This window comes from Mycobacterium sp. 852014-52144_SCH5372336, assembly GCF_001665615.1.
GTDB lineage: Bacteria > Actinomycetota > Actinomycetes > Mycobacteriales > Mycobacteriaceae > Mycobacterium > Mycobacterium neumannii_A.
The window spans coordinates 19,933-39,270 of record NZ_LZSW01000059.1 but is presented as its reverse complement, the minus strand read 5'-3'; the positions used below and the strand labels follow the sequence as shown (position 1 = coordinate 39,270).

20 protein-coding genes and 1 tRNA gene are annotated in these 19,338 nt (G+C 67.3%); 14 read left to right on the top strand and 7 right to left on the bottom strand.

All coding sequences use genetic code 11. The features are described from left to right. Window positions 1-49 precede the first annotated feature (49 nt). Window positions 50-763 carry a VIT1/CCC1 transporter family protein gene (locus A5759_RS20055; RefSeq protein WP_066841713.1) on the top strand — a complete coding sequence of 238 codons (714 nt, stop codon included), beginning with the start codon at window positions 50-52 and terminating at the stop codon, window positions 761-763. 397 nt (window positions 764-1,160) lie between these two features. On the opposite strand, the gene A5759_RS20050 is transcribed toward A5759_RS20055, so the two are convergent. Further along, window positions 1,161-1,601 carry a MarR family winged helix-turn-helix transcriptional regulator gene (locus A5759_RS20050; RefSeq protein WP_068200721.1) on the bottom strand — a complete coding sequence of 147 codons (441 nt, stop codon included), beginning with the start codon at window positions 1,599-1,601 and terminating at the stop codon, window positions 1,161-1,163. A 91-nt stretch (window positions 1,602-1,692) separates the two neighbouring features. Between A5759_RS20050 and A5759_RS20045 the strand changes: the two genes are divergently transcribed. Together A5759_RS20045 and A5759_RS20040 are read left to right on the top strand one after the other, a co-directional pair. Beyond that, the gene (locus A5759_RS20045) at window positions 1,693-3,732 is read left to right on the top strand and encodes a DUF2232 domain-containing protein (RefSeq protein WP_068200719.1); all 2,040 of its coding nucleotides are present in this window, start codon (window positions 1,693-1,695) and stop codon (window positions 3,730-3,732) included. Further along, complete coding sequence (locus tag A5759_RS20040) at window positions 3,729-4,574, top strand: energy-coupling factor transporter transmembrane protein EcfT (protein ID WP_066841716.1); 846 nt, start codon at window positions 3,729-3,731, stop codon at window positions 4,572-4,574. Before A5759_RS20045 ends, A5759_RS20040 begins: the two co-directional genes overlap by 4 nt. Window positions 4,575-4,650: 76 nt before the next feature. Here A5759_RS20040 and A5759_RS20035 read toward each other — a convergent pair whose 3' ends face one another. Genes A5759_RS20035 through A5759_RS20025 form a run of 3 tightly spaced genes read right to left on the bottom strand, consistent with a single transcriptional unit; the run spans window position 4,651 to window position 7,659 of the window. Further along, window positions 4,651-5,979 carry a sugar ABC transporter substrate-binding protein gene (locus tag A5759_RS20035; RefSeq protein ID WP_068200717.1) on the bottom strand — a complete coding sequence of 443 codons (1,329 nt, stop codon included), beginning with the start codon at window positions 5,977-5,979 and terminating at the stop codon, window positions 4,651-4,653. Beyond that, entirely contained in the window at window positions 5,976-6,803 is an 828-nt protein-coding gene (locus A5759_RS20030) for a carbohydrate ABC transporter permease (RefSeq protein ID WP_068200715.1), read from the bottom strand. Before A5759_RS20030 ends, A5759_RS20035 begins: the two co-directional genes overlap by 4 nt. Continuing rightward, entirely contained in the window at window positions 6,790-7,659 is an 870-nt protein-coding gene (locus A5759_RS20025) for a carbohydrate ABC transporter permease (RefSeq protein WP_082962215.1), read from the bottom strand. The genes A5759_RS20030 and A5759_RS20025 overlap by 14 nt, the downstream gene beginning before the upstream one ends. 46 nt (window positions 7,660-7,705) lie before the next feature. Between A5759_RS20025 and A5759_RS20020 the strand changes: the two genes are divergently transcribed. From A5759_RS20020 to A5759_RS20005, 4 genes are all read left to right on the top strand, one after another. Then, window positions 7,706-9,223, top strand: coding sequence for a TldD/PmbA family protein (locus A5759_RS20020; RefSeq protein ID WP_068200711.1), 1,518 nt, complete (start codon window positions 7,706-7,708; stop codon window positions 9,221-9,223). A 3-nt stretch (window positions 9,224-9,226) separates the two neighbouring features. Further along, a complete protein-coding gene (locus A5759_RS20015; protein ID WP_068201203.1) occupies window positions 9,227-10,600 on the top strand; it encodes a metallopeptidase TldD-related protein in 1,374 nt (457 codons plus the stop codon). Between the two features lie 52 nt (window positions 10,601-10,652). Further along, on the top strand, window positions 10,653-11,459 hold the full coding sequence (locus A5759_RS20010) for a carboxymuconolactone decarboxylase family protein (protein ID WP_068201200.1): 807 nt from the start codon (window positions 10,653-10,655) through the stop codon (window positions 11,457-11,459). 176 nt (window positions 11,460-11,635) lie between these two features. Then, window positions 11,636-11,709, top strand: a tRNA-Ile gene (locus tag A5759_RS20005). Between the two features lie 44 nt (window positions 11,710-11,753). Here A5759_RS20005 and xerC read toward each other — a convergent pair. Further along, the gene (xerC, locus tag A5759_RS20000) at window positions 11,754-12,923 is read right to left on the bottom strand and encodes a tyrosine recombinase XerC (protein WP_068200709.1); all 1,170 of its coding nucleotides are present in this window, start codon (window positions 12,921-12,923) and stop codon (window positions 11,754-11,756) included. Continuing rightward, the gene (locus A5759_RS19995; protein ID WP_068200707.1) at window positions 12,913-13,464 is read right to left on the bottom strand and encodes a helix-turn-helix domain-containing protein; all 552 of its coding nucleotides are present in this window, start codon (window positions 13,462-13,464) and stop codon (window positions 12,913-12,915) included. The genes xerC and A5759_RS19995 overlap by 11 nt, the downstream gene beginning before the upstream one ends. 110 nt (window positions 13,465-13,574) lie before the next feature. On the opposite strand from A5759_RS19995, the gene A5759_RS19990 reads away from it, so the two are divergent. From A5759_RS19990 to A5759_RS26595, 7 genes are all read left to right on the top strand, one after another. Continuing rightward, on the top strand, window positions 13,575-13,778 hold the full coding sequence (locus A5759_RS19990; RefSeq protein WP_068200705.1) for an AlpA family transcriptional regulator: 204 nt from the start codon (window positions 13,575-13,577) through the stop codon (window positions 13,776-13,778). Window positions 13,779-13,780: 2 nt separating this feature from the next. Further along, a complete protein-coding gene (locus A5759_RS19985; RefSeq protein ID WP_231984704.1) occupies window positions 13,781-14,779 on the top strand; it encodes a bifunctional DNA primase/polymerase in 999 nt (332 codons plus the stop codon). After that, the gene (locus tag A5759_RS19980; RefSeq protein ID WP_068200704.1) at window positions 14,776-16,293 is read left to right on the top strand and encodes a YfjI family protein; all 1,518 of its coding nucleotides are present in this window, start codon (window positions 14,776-14,778) and stop codon (window positions 16,291-16,293) included. Before A5759_RS19985 ends, A5759_RS19980 begins: the two co-directional genes overlap by 4 nt. A 111-nt stretch (window positions 16,294-16,404) precedes the next feature. Further along, the gene (locus A5759_RS19975; RefSeq protein WP_068200702.1) at window positions 16,405-16,809 is read left to right on the top strand and encodes a hypothetical protein; all 405 of its coding nucleotides are present in this window, start codon (window positions 16,405-16,407) and stop codon (window positions 16,807-16,809) included. Between the two features lie 65 nt (window positions 16,810-16,874). Next, window positions 16,875-17,231 (top strand): hypothetical protein, encoded by a 357-nt coding sequence (locus tag A5759_RS19970; protein WP_068200700.1) that lies wholly within the window; start codon window positions 16,875-16,877, stop codon window positions 17,229-17,231. 36 nt (window positions 17,232-17,267) lie between these two features. Then, the gene (locus A5759_RS19965; protein WP_068200697.1) at window positions 17,268-17,759 is read left to right on the top strand and encodes a hypothetical protein; all 492 of its coding nucleotides are present in this window, start codon (window positions 17,268-17,270) and stop codon (window positions 17,757-17,759) included. A 6-nt stretch (window positions 17,760-17,765) separates the two neighbouring features. After that, a complete protein-coding gene (locus tag A5759_RS26595) occupies window positions 17,766-18,053 on the top strand; it encodes a hypothetical protein (protein WP_369816251.1) in 288 nt (95 codons plus the stop codon). An 11-nt stretch (window positions 18,054-18,064) separates the two neighbouring features. Here A5759_RS26595 and A5759_RS19960 read toward each other — a convergent pair whose 3' ends face one another. Next, a complete protein-coding gene (locus A5759_RS19960) occupies window positions 18,065-19,333 on the bottom strand; it encodes a hypothetical protein (RefSeq protein WP_068200695.1) in 1,269 nt (422 codons plus the stop codon). Between the last annotated feature and the right edge of the window lie 5 nt (window positions 19,334-19,338).

Genomic DNA, 19,338 nt, shown 5'->3' with positions numbered 1-19,338 from the left:
AGGCAATCCTCACTGGACCAGGCGAAATCCGTGGCGTTGAATCGTCGGTATGACCGCCCCGACCGGAGTGCCGCACACCTCGACGCACCGGCACGCCGACGTCACCGGCGGCTGGCTGCGCGCCGCGACCTTCGGCGCCATGGACGGCCTCGTCAGCAACACCGCCCTCATCGCCGGTGTCGCGGCAGCGGCCGACGCGGACACCGTTGTCATCAGCGGCGTTGCCGGGCTGTTGGCCGGTGCGTTTTCGATGGCGCTGGGGGAGTACACCTCGGTGACCACCGCCAACGAACAAATCGAATCCGAGGTCCTGGTCGAGCGGAGGGCTTTCCGCAAGCACCCACAGGCCGAGAAGGCGGAGCTGGTGGCGATGTTGATGGACATGGGCATGACCCGTGAAACCGCGGTCAAGGCCACCGATGAGGTGCATCGCGACGAGGACCGGGCCCTGAACTTCCACCTCGTCCAGGAGTTGGGCGTCGACCCCCGGGAGAAGCCGTCGCCGTCGGTCGCGGCCGGGTCGTCATTCCTGATGTTCACGCTTGGCGCGATCATCCCGCTGATCCCGTATCTGCTCGGCTTCCATTCGCTGTGGGCAGGGCTGGCGTGTGGTGGCGTGGGCCTGCTCGTCGCGGGCGGTGTGGCCGCGCGGTTCACCGGGCGACCCATCTGGTTCGCCTCTCTACGTCAGTTGGCATTCGGGAGTGTGGCCATCGCGGCGACCTACGTCGTCGGACTGCTGGTCGGCACGTCCGTCACGTGAGCGAAGCGGTTCGCACCGCTACTCGTCTCGCAGAATCGGCGCGAGCGTCGCAAGGCCCTTGATCCTCCCAGACGTTTCAACCGGTGTCCGCGACCGCTGTCCTCGTTGACTGACCGGGCGGTCCAGGATCTGCATCCGCTGTGAGTGAAGCAGCTGATGAACCCCTCGGGGATCACACCCGCCGGCCGAATGGCCCGCTGCCAGGCGACCCAAGTGCTGCTGAACATGTTCGGAGACTGCGATATTCGCAGATGCGGCAGTCGCGGGTCACCGCTTGAGTTCAAACCGCGAGATTGTATTCCGGCGGGCTCCCACTCGTCGAACTTCTGCTGCTCGAATGCGGCTTCGCGACGAAGCAGGCATCAGCTGTCGCCGACGGTGACCTCTCCTTTGGTGGTCACTTGGCGACGGTGTTGGACGTCGACGCCTCGTCCAGCAGCCGTCGCAATACGCGCACCGCGTCGGTGAGCGTCTTCCGGTCGGCGCCGCCGAGCCGTTCGAGGTACGGATCGATCACCGCGCCGCGGATCACGCGCACCTGCCGCAGCGTGTCCACCCCTTTGGGAGTGATGCGGATCAGCACCGCGCGTGCGTCCTCGGGGTCGACGGTTCGCGACACCATGCCGGCCTCCTCGAGACGGCGGACCTGGGTCGTCATCGTCGGCTGTGAGCAGTGGTCGAGTGCGGCCAGATCGGAGATGCGGGCCTGGCCCTGGTCCTCGATCGTGGACAGCAGTCGCGCCTGGGCATACCCGAGGGGCAGGCGGGCCCGCTGCGTGGCCAGTCGGTTGATTCGGGCGACCACGGACAACAGATCGGCTCCGAGCGTCTGGGTCATGCCGCCAGATTAGGTGTTCCAAACGCCGAATCCGCCCCGATCGATCCCAGCGCAGTGTGGCCGCTCCCATCGCGACTGGCAGAATCGTGCAATGACCGCGACCGGGGCCCGAACTCGACATACCGGTCGTTTGCGTCCCGTCGAACTCGCACAGGCCTCCGTCATGGCGGCGCTGTGCGCGGCCACCGCGATCATCTCCGTGGTCGTTCCGTTCGCGGCGGGGCTTTCTCTGCTGGGCACGGCTCCGATGGGGTTGCTGGCCTACCGCTACCGGTTGCGGGTGCTGCTCACCGCGACCATCGCCGGTGGCATCATCGCGTTCCTGATCGCGGGCATGGGCGGGTTCATGACCGTCGTCAACTGCGCCTATATCGGCGGACTGACCGGCATCGTCAAGCGCCGCAGACGCGGCACGCCGACCGTGCTGTTCGCGGCGCTGATCGCCGGAGCGGTGTTCGGGACGGCGGTGGTGGTGGCGCTGTCGATCCTGTCGCGGCTGCGTCACCTCATCTTCGAGTCCGTCACCGCCAACATCAACGGCCTCGCCGCGGTGATCGCCCGCATCCCCGATATGGAGGGTGCGGCCGAGCGCCTCAAGCGCGACTTCGCCACGGCGCTCGATTACTGGCCGCTGTTGTTCTTCAGCGCCGGCGTGATATCGATCACCTTCGTCAGCCTCGTCGGGTGGTGGGCCCTGTCGCGGGTGATGGAGCGGCTCTCGGGCATCCCCGACGTCCACAAACTGGAGTCCTCCAAAGACGTCGGCGTCATCGCCCCGGTGCCCGCGCGGCTGCGCGACGTCCGGTTCCGCTATCCGACCGCCGACCACGACGCGCTCGGGCCGGTCTCGCTGCGCGTGGAACCAGGTGAGCACCTCGCGGTGACGGGTGCCAACGGCTCGGGCAAGACGACGCTGATGTTGATGCTGGCCGGACGGGAGCCGACGGCGGGCGCCATCGAACGGCCGGGCGCCGTCGGGCTGGGCCGCATCGGCGGCACGGCGGTCGTCATGCAGCACCCGGAGAGCCAGGTGCTCGGCACCCGCGTCGCCGACGACGTGGTCTGGGGGCTGCCCCCCGGTAAGGCCACCGACGTCGGCCAGCTGCTCGCCGAGGTGGGCCTCGACGGGTTGGCCGAACGCAACACCGGCGGGTTGTCGGGTGGCGAACTGCAGCGGCTCGCCGTCGCGGCGGCGCTGGCGCGCGAACCGTCGCTGTTGATCGCCGACGAGGTCACCAGCATGGTCGACCAGGAGGGCCGTGAGGGACTGATGTCGGTGCTGTCCGGGCTGACGCGGCGCCACCAGATGTCGCTGGTGCACATCACCCACTACAACGACGAGGCCGACGCGGCCGATCGCACGGTCGACCTGTCCGGTAACGGCGGCGCAGCCGACAACGCCGACATGGTGGAATCCGCCGATGCTCCGGCCGGGACCGTCGCTGCCGGCGTCGATGCCCCTCCCGTGCTGGAACTCGTGGAGGTGAGCCACGAGTACGGCAGCGGCACACCGTGGGCCGCCACGGCGCTGCGCGACATCACCTTCACGGTCCATGAGGGCGACAACCTGTTGATCCACGGCCTCAACGGGTCGGGCAAGTCGACGCTGGCCTGGATCATGGCCGGTCTCACCGAGCCGACCGCGGGCGAATGCCTGCTCGACGGGAAGCCGGCATCAGAACAGGTTGGCGCCGTGGCGATCTCGTTCCAGGCGGCGCGGTTGCAGCTGATGCGCAGCCGGGTCGACCTCGAGATCGCGTCCGCCGCCGGGTTCTCTCCGCGTGACCGCGGTCGGGTCAACCAGGCGCTGTCGACCGTCGGCCTCGATTCCACGTTGGCCGACCGGCGCATCGACCAGCTCAGCGGGGGACAGATGCGTCGCGTCGTCCTCGCCGGGCTGCTCGCCCGCTCGCCGCGGGCCCTCATCCTCGACGAGCCGCTTGCCGGCCTGGACGGCGCGAGTCAGCGGGGTCTGCTTCGGCTGCTGGTCGACCTGCGCCGCCGCGTCGGGCTCACCGTCGTCGTGATCTCCCACGACTTCGCCGGGCTGGAGGAATTGTGCCCGCGCACTTTGCATCTGGAAGGTGGCATCCTGGTGCCCGCACCGACGACGGCGGGGGGACTGTCATGACGGCGCCGACGAAGCGTCGGCAGCGCAGGGGCGTCGTGTTGCTGCGGCCCGTGCCCGGCAACAGCGTGGTTCATCAACTCTGGGCCGGTACGAAGCTTCTGCTGGTCGCGGCCATCGGTGTGTTGATGACGTTCTATCCGGGCTGGGTGCCGATCGGTGCCGTCGCGGTGATCGTGCTGATCTCGGCGCGGCTGGCCAACATCCCGCGCGGCGTGCTCCCGTCGATCCCCGGGTGGCTGTGGTTCCTGCTCTTTCTCGGGGGCTTGACGGCGACCTTCGCCGGCGGCAGCCCGATCATCTCCATGGGTTCGGTCGACATCGGGCTGGGTGGCCTGCTGAACTTCCTGCGCATCACCGCGCTGTCGATCGTGCTGCTCGGTCTCGGGGCGATGGTGTCGTGGACGACGAACGTCGCCGAAATCGCGCCCGCGGTCGCGAAGCTGGGCAGACCGCTGCGGCTGTTCCGGATACCGGTCGACGAGTGGGCGGTCGCGCTGGCGCTGGCGCTGCGTGCGTTCCCGATGCTGATCGACGAGTTTCGCGTGCTCTACGCCGCACGCAATCTGCGCCCGAAGCAGGTGCACCCGAGCCGCCGCGGACGGTGGCGTCGTTGGTGGCTCGAGGCGATCGATCTGTTGGCCGCTGCCATCACCGTCGCGCTGCGCCGCGCCGACGAGATGGGCGATGCGATCACCGCACGCGGTGGTGCCGGACAGATCTCGGCCGCACCGTCGGGTCCCAAAGCCATTGACTGGTGGGCGTTCCTCATCGTCGCCGCAGTGTGCGGGACGGCGTTGGCGCTGGAGTTGACGGTGGCAGGCACCAGCGCCGTCACCCGATGATCTAGCGCTGCGCCGAGGCTGCTGTTTATGACGGAATTCCATCGAATCTCGTCAGAAACCGCAGTCTCGGTGAGTGCTATCGCTGCGCGGCGGCGTTCGCGGCTTCCTGAGCCTCGGCCAGCGTCGTCGCCACGTCGCGCCGGCCGAGGAACATCTCGTCGAAATAGGGCTTGAGCGCGTCGAATCCCGCGGCGAAACCGGCGCCCCCGGGTGCCTCGATGCGGGGGCCGTCGAGCACATCGAAGAACGGGCTGACGTCGACGCCGCGGGAACGCCAGTACTCGTGGTAGACGGGCTGCGCGTCGAGCACCGCGGGGATCGCCGCGCCGCCGGCGCCGAGATACGCGTTACCGCGGGCACTGCCCATCCAGGCCAACACTTCGCGCACCGCCTCGGGGTGCGCGGTGGCCGAATTGCCGGCGGCGGCAATCCCGTTCGTCACGCTGATGCGGCCGGCGGATCCTTCGGGCAGCATCGCGACGCCCCAGCGGAACGGGGCGGCGTCGGCGATGGCTGCCAGGTTGTACGTCCCGGACTGGAACAGCGCCATGTTGCCTTGGAGGAACTGGTTGCGGGAGAAGTCGCCGTTGTCGTTGGTGGCCGATGCGGGCGGGGCGACGTGATCGGTAGTGATCAGCGCCACCAGATACCTGAACGCCTGGGCAGCCTGCGGGTTGTCGAACGCGAACCGGTCGCCGACGGCGAACACCCCGCCCGCCGAACCGATGTAATTGAGGTAGATGCCCTGAAGGTCGTTGGCGGCGTTGTACCCCCACTGCCGGACCCGCTGCGCGTCGAAGTTCGCTGCGTCGGCCGTGCGGCCCTGGTGGTCGAGCGTGAGTCGGGCCAACAGTGGTCGCATCGTGTCGACGGCCGGATCGAGTGCCCAGCGCAGCGTGGCCAACTCGCTCGGCTCGATTCCCGCCGCCGAGAGCAGGTCGGCGTTGTAGTACAACCCGATCCCGGCGTCGGTGAGTTGCGGTACACCCCACAGCGTTCCGTCGCGGGTGAACTGGTTGACCACCGACGGCTCCCACGCCCGCGAGGCCGCCATCTCAATGTCCATCAGGCGGCCGCTGCCGGCGTATTCGGCGAAGTAGGCGTTGCTGATCCAGAAGATGTCGTCGGCGCCACCGCCCGCGACGTCGGTGCGCAGGCTGTCGAAATACGTCGAGTAGGCGACGACGTTCACGCGCACCTCGATGCCGGGATGCGCGCGTTCGAACTCGGAGAACGACGCGCGGTAGGCCGCGGCCACCTGCTCATCCCACAACCGCACGGTCACGACCGTCCGGCCGCCCGCGTCATTCGGTTGCCCGAGCAGCATGGCCACGACCAGCAGCAGCACACCCGTCATCGCCACACCTGTCGCGAAGAGCGTGGAAAACCTCGGCCGCGCGCTCATTTCACCCCCGTCACCACGATCGAGCGCACGATGTGGCGACCCAGCGCGACGAACAACACCAGCAGGGGCACGATCGCGACCGTCGTCGCCGCCATCACCAGCGGCCACTGCGCGTTGTAGCGTGACTGCAGACCCGCCGTCGCGACCGTCAGCACCTGCCACTGGCCGCCACTGGTGATCACCAGCGGCCACATGAAGCTGTTCCACTGCGAGACAACGGTGATCAGCGCCAGCGTCACCAGGATCGGTCTGCTCGCGGGCAACACCACATGCACGATCACGTCCAACGTGTTGGCACCGTCGATGCGGGCCGCATTGACCAGATCGCCGGGGATGGTGCGAAAGTACTCGCGCAACAGGAAGATCGCGTACGGCGAACCGAACATGAACGGCAGCACCAACGCCCAGAAGGTGTTACGCAGCCCCGCCTCGGCCATCATCAGGTACAGCGGGACGACGGTGACCGTCGCCGGCACCATCAGCGTCGCGACATACACCCAGAACAGCGCGTCGCGGCCGGGAAACTGCAGCCGTGCGAACGCATACGCCGCCAGCACGGAGAACGTCAGCTGGCCGAGCAGAATCACCGTGGTCATCAGCGCGGTCACGACGACGGCCCGGCCGAAGCCGGCGTCGGCCAGGTTCGCGTAGTTCTGCAGGGTCGGCGGCAGAGGCAGGGACAGCGGTGACTCGGTGTCGAAGGTGCGCGGATCCCGAAGTGAGGCCAGGACGCCGAGGATGAACGGCGCCAACGTGATCAGCGCGCCCGCCAGCAGGATGGGGTAGATGACGGCGGCGGACGTGACGCGGCTAGGTGAGGTCATAGCTGATCCGTCGACGGAAGTACAACTGCTGGACGGTGGTCACGCCGACCAACAGGACGAACAACACCACCGCCATCACCGCGGCCCGGCCCACCGCCGCGGCGCCGAACGCCTCGGCGTAGATGCGGTGCGCCACCAGGTCGGTCCGGTTCTGCGGACCGCCACCGGTCAACGCGTACACGGTATCGAAAACCTGGGCGGCGCTGATGATTCCGGTTACCAGTACGAAGAACAACGTCGGTCGCAACATCGGAAGGGTGATGTGCCGGAACCGTTGCCACGTCGTCGCGCCGTCGGTGCGGGCCGCGTTGTGGATGTCCTCGGGAATGTTGAGGATGCCGGCCAGGAAGAACAGCGTCACGTATCCCACGTTGGTCCATACGACTACCGCCGACACCACCGGCAGGGCCAGCCTCGGATCCGTGAGCCATTCGATCTGGCGGCCGAGGACGGTGCTGACCGCTCCGTCGGTGGGTGCCAGGATCCAGCGCCACAGCACCGCGATCGCCAGCGGCGCACAGATCCACGGCAGCACATACACCGTTCGGAAGAAACCGCTGCCGGGCAGCCCGCGTGCCAGCAGCGATGCCGCGACCAATCCGAGGAGGGTCTGCGCGGGCACGACCAGCACGACGAACAGCAGCGTGACGACCAGCGAGGTGCCGAACGTCGGATCGGTCAGCACCGACTGCCAATTGCGCAGGCCCACATACTCCATCGGGCTCAGCAGGTCCCACCGGTGCAACGACAGCCACACCACCACGAGCATCGGCAGCAGCATGAACGCGACGACTCCGAACAGGCTTGGCGCCAGGAGTGCGTACGCGGTCGTGGTCGTGTGGCGGCGTTGTGCCATCCGAGTCATTAAAGCGGCCCGGCGGCGCCACCACTACGGTGGTGTCGTGGCAGCTACTCGACGCGTCGACGCAGACTTCCTCGACCTGCCGAGGAGCGAGCTGGCTGAGGCGGCGACCTCGGCGGCCGTGGCCGCGGGCGCCAGCTACGCCGACCATCGCATCCAGGCGGTCACTTCGGAGTTCGTGCAGTTGCGCGACGGTGTCCTGCAGACCGCGGTCGTCGACCGGGAGATCGGCCTGGCGGTCCGCGTCATCGTCGACGGGACGTGGGGCTTCGCGTCGCATGCCGAACTCAGCACGGACGTCGCGGCCCAGACCGCGCGCCGCGCCGTGGGGGTGGCCAGGACGCTGGCTGCGCTCAACGCCGAGCGCATCGAGTTGGCCTCCGAGCCCGTGTACTCCGATGTCACTTGGATTTCGGACTACGACGTCGACCCGTTCACCGTCGCAACCACCGACAAGCTCGGTGTGCTCGGCGAATACTCGGGACGGCTGTTGGCCTCAGACGGCGTGGATCACGTCTCGGCGGGACTGCAGACCGCCAAGGAGCAGACGTTCTACGCCGACACGTTCGGGTCGATGATCACCCAGCAGCGGGTGCGGGTGCAGCCGTCGCTGGAGGCGGTCGCCGTCGATGCCGCGGCGGGGACGTTCGAGACGATGCGAACGCTGGCCCCGCCGACCGCGCGGGGCTGGGAGTACGTCGCCGGCGACGAGGTGTGGAACTGGACCGAGGAGTTGGCCATGCTGCCGACGTGGCTGGCCGAGAAGGTCAAGGCGCCCAGCGTCACGGCGGGGCCGACGGATCTCGTCATCGATCCGTCGAATCTGTGGCTCACGATCCACGAATCGGTCGGCCATGCCACCGAATACGACCGGGCGATCGGATACGAGGCCGCGTACGCGGGGACCTCGTTCGCCACGCCCGACAAGCTGGGCGCGATGCGCTACGGCTCACCGGTCGTGAACGTGACCGCCGACCGGACCGTCGAATACGGTTTGGCGACGGTGGGTTTCGACGACGAAGGAGTACAGGCGCAGAAGTGGGACCTGGTGCGTGACGGTATCTTCGTCGGCTACCAACTGGACCGGGTGTTCGCACCGCGGCTCGGGGAGGAGCGCTCCAACGGGTGCGCCTACGCCGATTCGCCGCACCACGTGCCGATCCAGCGGATGGCCAACGTGTCGCTGGAGCCCAGCGCCGACGAGGTGAGCACCGAGGATTTGATCGCCCGCGTCGACGACGGTATCTACATCGTCGGAGACAAGAGCTGGTCAATCGACATGCAGCGCTACAACTTCCAGTTCACGGGGCAACGCTTCTTCCGCATCCGCGACGGCCGGCTCGACGGCCAGCTGCGCGACGTGGCGTACCAGGCGACCACGACCGACTTCTGGGGTTCGCTGGAGGCCGTCGGTGGTCGGTCGACATGGCGGCTCGGCGGCGCGTTCAACTGCGGCAAGGCGCAGCCGGGCCAGGTGGCCGCGGTGAGCCATGGTTGTCCGTCGGCGTTGTTCCGCGGGGTGAACGTGCTCAACACCCGCGCCGAGGGCGGGCGGTAAGTGATGATCGGCGCACAGCAGGTGGTGGAGATCGCGCTGGCGGAGGCGGCCCGGTTGGGAGGGGCCGACGACACGGTCGTGTTGGTGACCGACCAGGCCGACGCGTCGTTGCGGTGGGCGGGCAACTCGATGACCACCAACGGCGAGTCGAGGCGGCGCTACACGACGGTGATCTCGGTGGTGCGCAAGGGAAGCGCATCACATGTCGGTTCGGTGCGATCCAGCGAGGTGGACCCGTCGACCATCGCGGGTCTGGTGGCGGCATCGCAGGAGGCGGCGCGCTCGGCGCCCGAGGCCCGCGACAGCGCACCGCTGCTGGCCGGTGGCGACGCACCGCCGGACTGGGATGCTCCCGTGCCGAACACAGGAGCGGAGGTGTTTCTGCCGGTTGCTGACGGCCTCGCCCGCGCGTTTCGTGGCAGCGACCGGTTGTACGGGTATGCCCGGCACATCCTGGAGACGACGTTCGTCGCGACGTCGGGCGGGCTGCGGCGGCGCTACACGCAGCCGACGGGCTCGGTGGAGATCAACGGCAAGCGTGACGGCGCAAGCGCGTGGGTCGGCGTCAACGCCGCCGACTTCGGCGGTGTGCCCATCGATTCCATGCTCGAGGAGTTGTCGACGCGCCTGGCGTGGGCCCGGCGCACGGTGGAGTTGCCCGCCGGCCGCGACGAGACGATCCTGCCCCCGTCGGCGGTGGCAGACCTGATGATCTTTTTGACATGGGCGATGGACGGCCGGGGCGCGCAGGAGGGTCGCACGGCGTTGTCGGCGCCGGGCGGCGGCACGCGGGTGGGGGAGCGGCTCACCGATCTGCCGTTGACGCTGTACTCCGATCCGTTGGCCGAGGGGCTGGCGTGCACGCCGTTCGTCGCGACGTCGACGTCGTCGGAACGGATTTCGGTGTTCGACAACGGCATGGACATCGAGCGGGTGGACTGGATCCGCGACGGCGCGATCAACGCGCTGGCGTATTCGCGGGCCGCCGCCGCGGAATTCGACACGGCGCCGGCGGTGCCGGCGGGCAACCTGCTGATGACCGGTGGGGAGTCTGAGCTGACGGACATGATCGCGGCGACCGAGTGCGGTCTGCTGCTGAGCACACTGTGGTACCTGCGGGCAGTCGACCCGTCGGTGCTGCTGCTGACCGGGCTGACCCGTGACGGCGTGTATCTGATCGAGGACGGCGAGGTGACGGCGGCGGTCAACAACTTCCGGTTCAACGAAAGCCCGTTGGACCTGCTGCGCCGCGCGACGGAAGCGGGGGTCAGCGAGTTCACGTTGCCGCGCGAGTGGGGCGATTGGGCCACGCGGGCAGCGATGCCGTCGTTGCGGATTCCGGACTTTCACATGTCCTCGGTCAGTCAGGCGCAATAATCGGGGCGTGGGCGCTGATGAGCTTGCCGATCGGATCGCCGGTTTGGTGGCGATGTCGTCGGGTGACAACCAACGGGACACGCTGATCCGGTTGACGTGCGGCAGGTCGCTGTCGTTACCGCCGCTGGCGGTGCAAGTCGACCTGCTCGACGAGTCCACCGAAGCGGACCGGGTGGTGGCGGCGTTCGCCGAGCAGTTCGCGACGGACGTGTCGGGTATCGGTGACAACCAGCGTAAGCGACTATCGGAGACTCTGGGCGACAACGTATTTAGGACGGTCGTCGCGACCTTCATCGCGGACTTCGTGCCGCGGGTGTGGGCGGGCTGTGAAGCGCTGGGGTTAGGGAGACCCGGTTACGTCAGCGTCGTGGAATGGGATCCGGAGTCCGATCCCGTCGATGCGTTGCTCAACGGGTTCGCACCGGCGGTGGCGCGGTTGCGGGCGCTCGATCCGCTGACCACGGAGATCGTCCGATTGCGTGGCGCGATGCAGCACAACTGCAGGCTGTGCAAGTCGTTGCGCGACGGCGACGCGTTGGACTCCGGCGGCTCGGAGGAGATGTATGGGCAGATCGAGGACTATGAATCCGCCGAGAGCCTGACCGAGGCGCAGAAGGCGGCGCTACGGTACGTCGACGCGCTGATCTGGTCGCCGGCGCGCATCGACGCCGAGGTGGCGGCGGAGGTGCGGCGGAATTTCTCGGAGAAGCAGTCGTTGGAGCTGACGCTGGATGTCATGCGCAACGCGTGCAACAAGATCGCGGTATCGCTGGGCGCCGATACGCCGCGGGTGTCTTCGGGCACCGAGAGGTACTCGATCGGTGACGACGGGCAGCCGGTGTACGCCGATATCGCCTGACGGCTCCCGGAGCGCTCTAGACGCCCACCTCTGACGGGCAAGCTGTGTGGGGTGCCCACCTCTGAGGGGCCATTGCTGTAGGTGCCCACCTCGCAGCGAAAAATTCGCTGGGAGCGAATTAGTCGCTGCAAGGTGGGCACATCGCGATATGGGACGATGGTGCCGCGCAACGCGCCGGGGCGGTAGCTCAGTCGGTTAGAGCCGCGGACTCATAATCCGTTGGTCGCGGGTTCAAGTCCCGCCCGCCCCACTTCAGAGGGTGTTTCTGCTCTCAGTGGGCGGCCTAGTCGGCGTTTATTCGGCGTTTATTACCGCACGGTCCAGCAGGTCAGCAACCTCGGCATGGATGCGCCCCCGACTCATATACTTGTCCTGCGTCATCGACACATTGCTGTGCCCGAGATGGTCCGCGCCGACGCGAGCCGACAGGCCCTCGTCGTCGATAAGGTCGGCCGCTGTCTTGCGGAAGCTGTGCGTGGTCACCTCGGGCACACCGAGGTCTTCACGGGCATTGCGCCACTGCTTGCCGAAGTTGTTCGGGTCGCGCCAGGTTCCCGCTGTGGAGGGGAAGATCATCGGCTGCTCACCGAGATAGGGAACACCGCGGCGGTCTGTCAACATCTCGATGGCGAACCGGGGAAGTGGGATGGTGCGCCGGCCGGCGGCCGACTTCGTGACGGGAATCCACCTCAGCCCTTCGCCGGCGATACGCACCAGCTTGCCGTTGACCGCGACTGTGCCAGCCTTCGCGTCAATGTCGGCCCATCGCAGTCCGAGTAGTTCTGAGCGCCGCAACCCTGTGGCGATCAGCATGGTGACCGGGTCCACCAGATCGTGCTCCCGGCAGAACATCGACGCACGCAGCTTGGCCAACAGTTCGGGCAGCCGGTCGGCGCCGATCGCCGCGGCGCCCTTGGGCTGGTTCTTGGATTGCAGCGGCGCCACGTCGCGCACGGGGTTGGCCGTGAGCACGTTGGCCAGCACCGCCAACTGCAGGCCGCCCCGCAGAACGGTCTTGGCCTGCTTGGCCATAGTGGCGCCGTGGGCCGCGCGCATGGACCTCAGGGCCGCGTCGAGCCGTGCAGTCGATGCTTCGCCGACGCGCACACCACCGATGAACTTGGCCAGCTTGCCCGCGGCGAATTGGTAGGTGTCGATGGTGGAGGGAGAGCGGCCATCCTCGGTCAACCGGGTCAGGTGCTGATCTACCAGGGAGACGAGGAGGGTGTCGTGGTCGATCTGGTCGGCCGATGGTGCGCGGCGTTCGGCCAATGCTTCGATGAGCGCGTCCTCGGCCAGCTTGCCGCGCTTGTCGAACTCGTCGGCCGGCCCGAGCCGCTGCACCTTGCGCACCACGCCGTCGCTGTCGCGAAAGCGGCACGACGCCTCCCACACGCCGGCGCCGAGGTAGCTCCGGTTGATCCTGCCGTGCTGCCCGATCCGCAGCCGCGGCCTACCGGCCATCGTCAGCCGCCTTCAAATCGTCGATGCGGCCTTGCAGATCTGCGAGCGCGTCGACCAGTTGGGCTTTCGTGTCGGGTTCGTCAGCAGCCGTCATCTGCGCCCTCAGTGCAATCCCTTTCTCTTCGAGGTCCCAGATCTGGCGAGCCAGCCGTAACCGCCTGAGGTTCATGCGGTGCATGCGGGGGTTATCGGCAAGAGAGCGGTGACCCTCCGGCAGACCGCAGAACCATTGTGCGGCACGCGCTTCCGACACCTCTTCGTGCACAGGCAGCACTTCGGTGGGGTGGTCGTATGGCCCGGGGTAGATCAAAGCGACCGGGGCGGTATTGAGCGCATACGCCAGCACGGTCAACTCGGCGACGGTCAGCTGCTTGCGGCGCCCGATCTCCAGGTCCGTGATCGCGGTTCTGGTGACGTGATGGCCCAGGTCTGCCGTGCGGTCTGCCAGCTCTCGTGCTGACAAGTCCTGAGCGTCGCGCAGCCGGCGAACCTCTTTCCCGATGCGCAACGTCTGACCCTCAGCCCAGCCTTGCGTGTTCATAACGCAAAAGCGTAGCAGCTTGCGCGTCTGTTCGTGATGTGTTGAGATCGGCCCATCAACACGCAGAACTTATAAGAACTGCGGGATTATCACGCAATTTAGGAGAATTGATGGACGAGACCTGGCTCACCCGCCCAGAACTCGCTGACCGCTGGAAGATGCCGCCCGCCACGCTCAACCAGTGGGCGTCGCAGGGCCGCGGCCCCAAGTACGCCCGGTTCGGTCGCCACGTCCGATACCGACTCAGTGACGTGATCACTTGGGAAAACAGCCAATTCGGCGGCGTGACCGCCGATTCGCCTGGAGGCCGCTGACTGTGGCCGAAACGAAACAACCCCGGCCGGACGCCGGGGCTGTTCGCCGAGAAGAAGAAGACCACGATACCGCGGCGGACCTGCTCTGCGTAGCTAACGCGATCCGCGGACTGGGCGCTACCGGACTCAGCATCAACGACATCGGCGCCTGCGCGGTCGAGTACGCGTGCCGCCGCTGGAGGGTCTTCCCGCTCGTCGGCAAGATCCCTGCGATCGCCGGCGGCCGCGGCGTCCTCGACGCCACCGACGACGTCGAGCAGGTCGCCCGATGGTGGGGTGGCCGATACGCCGGATGCAACATCGGCGCCCGTGTGCCGGCCAGCATGTTCGTGCTCGACGTCGACCCGCGCAACGGCGGCGCCGACACGATCGAAGCGCTCAAGGCCGAGCACGGGCCGCTGCCGCGGACGCTCAGAACGATCTCAGGCCGCGGCGACGGCGGCTCCCACCGCTTCTACCGCCGACCGGCCGGCAAGCTGTCCAGCACCCGCCTCGGCCCGGGCATCGACATCAAGCTCGACACCGGCTACGTCGTGGCGGCGCCATCGATCCACCCCGACACCGGCCGTCCGTACCGGCGCATCGATCATCCCGTGGTCGACCCGCCGGCGTGGCTGATCGACCTGCTGCGGCCCGAACCCGTCGAGGAGCAGCCGCGGCGCCGACAGGAGTTTTCGACGTTCACCGGGCCGTCGCCGGCCGACCAGTTCAGCGCCGCCACGTCGTGGTCTGACATCCTCGGCCCGCACGGCTGGCGGTGCCTCGATGCTGACCCCGACGGTGACGGTGCACGCTGGCGCCACCCGGCGGCCACCTCGGCGTGGTCGGCCACCGTCAAGCATGGTCTGCTGTTCGTCTACTCGCCGAACACCCCGTTCGACGTCACCGCGGCGTCAAACCCAAAGGGCTACACCAGGTTTCGTGCCTACGCGGTCCTCGATCACGTCGGCGACCTGAAAGCCGCATACCGGGCCATCACTGGCAAGGGGGTGGCAGCATGATCGACGCCGACAGCGTTCCCCCGATGTCCGACGATGAGCGACTGTTCGACGGCGACCCGATCCCCCTCAACCGCCGCCCCAGCATCCCGAAGTTCCCGACGTCGGCACTGCCGGACACGATCGCCGGCATGGTGCGCGAAGTCGCCGAGGCGACACAGACCGACGAAGCGATGGCGGGAACGTCTGCGCTGTCGGCACTTTCGGCCTGCACCGGTGGGCACGCTGAGGTTGAGGTCCGGCGGGGGTGGCGGGAGCCGTGCAACATTTTCACGGTGACCGTCGCCGCTCCCGGCGAACGCAAGTCCGCGGTCCAGGCAGCGATGGTCCGGCCGCTGCTCGACGTCGAACAGAACCTCGTTGCCAAGGCCAAGGCCAGCCGCCGGGAAGCCGAGACTCGCAAGCAGGTCGCCGACGAAGCCACCATCAGGGCGCGCCGCGCCGCGGCCTCATCAGACAAGCAGGATGAAGCCCTTGCCGACGCGATCGGGTTCGCAATGCTCGCCGACGAGATTGAGGTCCCGCCGATCCCCCGCATCGTCGCCGACGACGTCACGCCGGAAGCGGCGGGAACGCTGATGGCCGAGCAGGGCGGCCGGCTGGCGATCATCAGCGCCGAGGGTGGCATCTTCGACATCGTCGCAGGCCGCTACCAGGGCGGCATCGCCAACCTGGACCTGTGGCTTAAGGGTCACTCCGGTGACCCGGTGAAGGTGGACCGCAAGGGCCGGCCGCCGGAATACATCCGCCGACCCGCGATGACCATCGGGCTGATGGTGCAGCCCGACGTGCTCACCACGGTCGCGTCCAATCGCCAGTTCCGCGGCCGCGGACTGCTCGCCAGGATCTTGTACGCCTACCCGGCGTCGAAGGTCGGTCGACGCAAGATCGGCGCCGACCCGGCCGACGAGGACGCTGTGCGGGCCTACGGGCAGGCCGTGACGTCGCTCGCTGAGGGTATGGCCGGCTGGCAGGGCGACCCAGCGGTGCTCGTGCTCAGCGACGCGGCCCACAAGGCGATCACGGCGATCGAGAAGGCCGTCGAGCCGACCCTGGCAGGAGATGGGGAACTGGCCGCCCTGGCCGACTGGGGCGCCAAGTACGTCGGCGCGATTGCCCGACTGGCCGGGATCATCCACCTCGCGCAGCGCGGCGCCGACGCCGGCCCGAGAAAACCGATCGACGCCGAGACGGTCAGGGCCGCCCACCGGATCGGCAGGTACTTCAAGTGCTGCGCGATCGCCGCGTTCGCCGAGATGGGCGCCGACCGCGTGACCGCCGACGCCGTCTACCTGCTCGACGTCATCACCAGGCTGGGTGCCGACGAGGTGTCCGAACGCGACCTGCATGTGGCCGGCAGCCGATCCCGGTTCCGCAGCAAGGCCGACCTGCTGCCGTCGGTGGAACGGCTGGTCGAGCACGGCTACCTGGCGCCGATGCCGGCAGCGAAGCCCACAGGCGGGCGCCCACCGTCACCGCGGTACAAGGTCCACCCCGTCGTGATGGGAGGCATGTGAGAAATGCCTGACCACGCCACGAAAGCCACGAAAGCCACAAAACCCGTGAAGGGTCATCCCTTCTGTGGCTTCTGTGGCCTCCGTGGCACCTACGCCCTATCGGACCCGGCCATGACCACGGTGCGGTTCGTCCCGATCGCCGGCGGCGGATACGCCGTCAGCTTCCGCTACGACCTGCGGTTGGTCGACCTTGTGAAGACCGTGCCGGCCGGTGCCCGATCGTGGAACAAGTCGACCAGAACCTGGTGGGTCAGCGATCGGCACGCCGCATGGCTCGTCGACGACATGCGCCGCGCCGGCTACAGCGTCACCGGCATCGACGATCGGCACCGCGACGATCGCCGCGATCGTGCTGCCGATCAGGGCACCTGGGCGCAGATGCTATTTGCCGCGGTCGGACCAGATCGAGCCGCGCCCGTGTTCAAGGCGTTGAGCAAGGTGCTGCATCCCGATCTCGTCGGCGGCGATCGCCGGCTCATGCAGGAACTCAACGATGCCCGCCGCGGCGTGACATGAGCCGCCACCAGACCACCGCTGGGCAACCGCCTGCGGGAAAGAGGAGAAGATAAGAGGTAGGTGAAATGTCAGATTGCTCAAAGGGTTTCGATGAGGGCTTCGATGATTCGAACACCATCGAGTCCGAGCTTCCGTGGATGATGGGCGAGTACGTCGGGGCCGCGGCTCGATGGATCGCCGACAAGGCCGTCGAGTTCATCGTCAGCAACCCATACGCGCCGATCAGCCTGGCGGGACTGTACGCGTACCTGGACGATCGCGACCGGAGCCTGCTCGACCTCGACGGGCTGAGCACACCTGCACACGGCGTCGAGTTGCTTTACGGCGTGCTCTTGAGGGTTGCGGAAGACCCGCGCATCCGGGTGGCCGACACCGGCGCCGACGAGATCGCGTTCGCAGCCAAGATTCCCGCCGGCGAGTGACCGGTGGGACCGAGAATAGAAAGAGGAAGTAACGAAATGACAAGCAAGACAGGAAATTTCGAGGCGGCCGTCGGGGCGGCGATCGAGCTTGTGGAGACCGAGGGCGCCATCACGTTCATGCGCCTCGCCGACCGGGTCGATGACAGGTTCGGCATCGAGATTCACGGCGACAAAACCATGACGATCGGTAACCACACGGTCGGCGACGGCACGACCATGACGACGGTGGCCGACCCGACCAACGTCGTGCTCTGGAACGGCGCGGCGCCGCAGTTCCTGGAACTCGTCGAAGCCGTGCTGGCCGAGCGGCACGTCGTCTTGGAACGCACCACCGTCGAGCACTACAGGCTCAGCGGGATGGAGCTGCTGGAGGATTACTCCGACGACGGTCACGAGGAGGTGCCGCTGCCGGCCATCGACTTCGGCGACGATCTGGGCGTCGACGGCTACGAGGTGCCGACCTGGCTTCCGGTCATGTTCGCGTGGACGAACGAGCCGTCCCAGGAGGAGGGCGCCGGACGCCTGTAAGCCCGTCTGGGGCGGGTCAGGGGTTCCCGGCCATCAACTCCCGCGGAACCCCACTGCCCGCCCCAAGACGGCACGTGGGATAGCCGATATGTCCCTGAGAAATACGCGCGCTACGTCGAGTGGTGTGAGGCGTGGGGGCGTAAACGGACATGCCGCTCCGACGACGTCGAGCGGGCCCTCTTTTCCATTGGACCGACAGTCCGGCACTTGTGTTGTGGCGCCGCACTTGCCGAGATAAGTCGAGTCGAGGTCAGGGTCACGAGGTGCCCTAGCCTTCGAGATTCGATCGCTTGAAGAGAGCGGTACTAGGCGGCGGCAGTGGCGGGCAAGACGACCACGGATCCGTCTGAGGTCTGCGCGATCTCGATCGTCACATCATCTGTATGCCCCGCGTAGCCGACCCCCTCGCCCAGTTCGCGCAGTCGGTAAGACGTGCGTAGCAGGTTGTCCACTACGGCCCGTGCGATGAAAACGTCCCGCACACCATGTGGCCGGTCCAGTTGCAGCGTCGACAACCTCGACAGGACTTCGGCGATGCCGGACTCTAACTCCGCCACGCGTCTCTGATCGGCTCTCAGGGCGCGGACGAAGTTTTCAAAGGGATTCGATGGATCCATTTGAGCGTGCTCCACCGCCTGAAGGACGAGGACGCGCTTCTTCAGTGCGATGGCAAGCCGGGCGAGTTCGAGGTGCGCGTAGAACTCTCCAGCACCTTCATCTATGCCGCTGAAGGTTCTACGTAAAGTAGCGATCTCGACTGGGCGGTTACCGATCTGAGCCAGACCACGCTGCCACTTCTTGAGCCGTTCTTCGGCGTCGGCCATCGCGACACTTATCGCGTGTACGGCAGAATCCAATCCAAGGGAGACGCCTATGCGGCCCTGGTCAAGGAGAATAGCGGTTGCGTTGTCGATGGCTCCGCGGCAACCATTGAGATTGCTGCGCTCGCGCTGTAGCGCATCGTCGTGCAGCTTCTCGAGCAGTGCGGTGATGTTCTCGATCGCCTCTTGGCGACCGCGGTCGGCATGAGCGCTGATTCCCGCCGCAACCGCCATCAGCACAAGCGGCGCGGCAACGGTCAATGCACCGACTCCCGCCGCCCCCGCGACTGCGGACTTGCCGGCAACCGGTACGAAGGAGGCTTGCGCCTTGATTCCCGACGCACCGATCAATGCGCTGTGCACACCGCCCGTCTTGGCGGCCATCGGTTTGAGCATCCCGCCACCAAATTGGGCCGCCACCTTGGCCGGAACCACCATGCGGTACAGCACCTCACCACCGACCGCGGCTCCTGCGACTGGTGCTGCCCTCGACGTCTGGCCCATCAACTGCGACAGATGCATGGCCAGTGGACTTGCACTGTCCAGGTGCAGCCCTCGACTGCGGTCGACGTTCTTCGGCATTGGATGCGCTTCCAGCGTGGCGATAGGGGCGTCGGCGAGAGCCGCCAACACCGTTCGCAACTCACCAAGGCGCTCGGGTGTCATGGCCTCGTCGCCGAATAAGGGGGGCAGCGGAACGTCGCGCGTGGCGAGCGTCCATACCGGGACCACCGTCTTGCCAGAATCAACCATCGCTT

What these genes read in the sequence shown, in the direction of transcription:
- A5759_RS20055 (WP_066841713.1), top strand. Translation starts at nt 50, where the DNA reads ATGACCGCCCCGACCGGAGTGCCGCACACCTCGACGCACCGGCACGCC.
- A5759_RS20050 (WP_068200721.1), bottom strand. Translation starts at nt 1,601, where the DNA reads ATGACCCAGACGCTCGGAGCCGATCTGTTGTCCGTGGTCGCCCGAATC.
- A5759_RS20045 (WP_068200719.1), top strand. Translation starts at nt 1,693, where the DNA reads ATGACCGCGACCGGGGCCCGAACTCGACATACCGGTCGTTTGCGTCCC.
- A5759_RS20040 (WP_066841716.1), top strand. Translation starts at nt 3,729, where the DNA reads ATGACGGCGCCGACGAAGCGTCGGCAGCGCAGGGGCGTCGTGTTGCTG.
- A5759_RS20035 (WP_068200717.1), bottom strand. Translation starts at nt 5,979, where the DNA reads ATGAGCGCGCGGCCGAGGTTTTCCACGCTCTTCGCGACAGGTGTGGCG.
- A5759_RS20030 (WP_068200715.1), bottom strand. Translation starts at nt 6,803, where the DNA reads ATGACCTCACCTAGCCGCGTCACGTCCGCCGCCGTCATCTACCCCATC.
- A5759_RS20025 (WP_082962215.1), bottom strand. Translation starts at nt 7,659, where the DNA reads ATGGCACAACGCCGCCACACGACCACGACCGCGTACGCACTCCTGGCG.
- A5759_RS20015 (WP_068201203.1), top strand. Translation starts at nt 9,227, where the DNA reads ATGATCGGCGCACAGCAGGTGGTGGAGATCGCGCTGGCGGAGGCGGCC.
- A5759_RS20010 (WP_068201200.1), top strand. Translation starts at nt 10,653, where the DNA reads ATGTCGTCGGGTGACAACCAACGGGACACGCTGATCCGGTTGACGTGC.
- xerC (WP_068200709.1), bottom strand. Translation starts at nt 12,923, where the DNA reads ATGGCCGGTAGGCCGCGGCTGCGGATCGGGCAGCACGGCAGGATCAAC.
- A5759_RS19995 (WP_068200707.1), bottom strand. Translation starts at nt 13,464, where the DNA reads ATGAACACGCAAGGCTGGGCTGAGGGTCAGACGTTGCGCATCGGGAAA.
- A5759_RS19990 (WP_068200705.1), top strand. Translation starts at nt 13,575, where the DNA reads ATGGACGAGACCTGGCTCACCCGCCCAGAACTCGCTGACCGCTGGAAG.
- A5759_RS19980 (WP_068200704.1), top strand. Translation starts at nt 14,776, where the DNA reads ATGATCGACGCCGACAGCGTTCCCCCGATGTCCGACGATGAGCGACTG.
- A5759_RS19975 (WP_068200702.1), top strand. Translation starts at nt 16,405, where the DNA reads ATGACCACGGTGCGGTTCGTCCCGATCGCCGGCGGCGGATACGCCGTC.
- A5759_RS19970 (WP_068200700.1), top strand. Translation starts at nt 16,875, where the DNA reads ATGTCAGATTGCTCAAAGGGTTTCGATGAGGGCTTCGATGATTCGAAC.
- A5759_RS19965 (WP_068200697.1), top strand. Translation starts at nt 17,268, where the DNA reads ATGACAAGCAAGACAGGAAATTTCGAGGCGGCCGTCGGGGCGGCGATC.
- A5759_RS19960 (WP_068200695.1), bottom strand. Translation starts at nt 19,333, where the DNA reads ATGGTTGATTCTGGCAAGACGGTGGTCCCGGTATGGACGCTCGCCACG.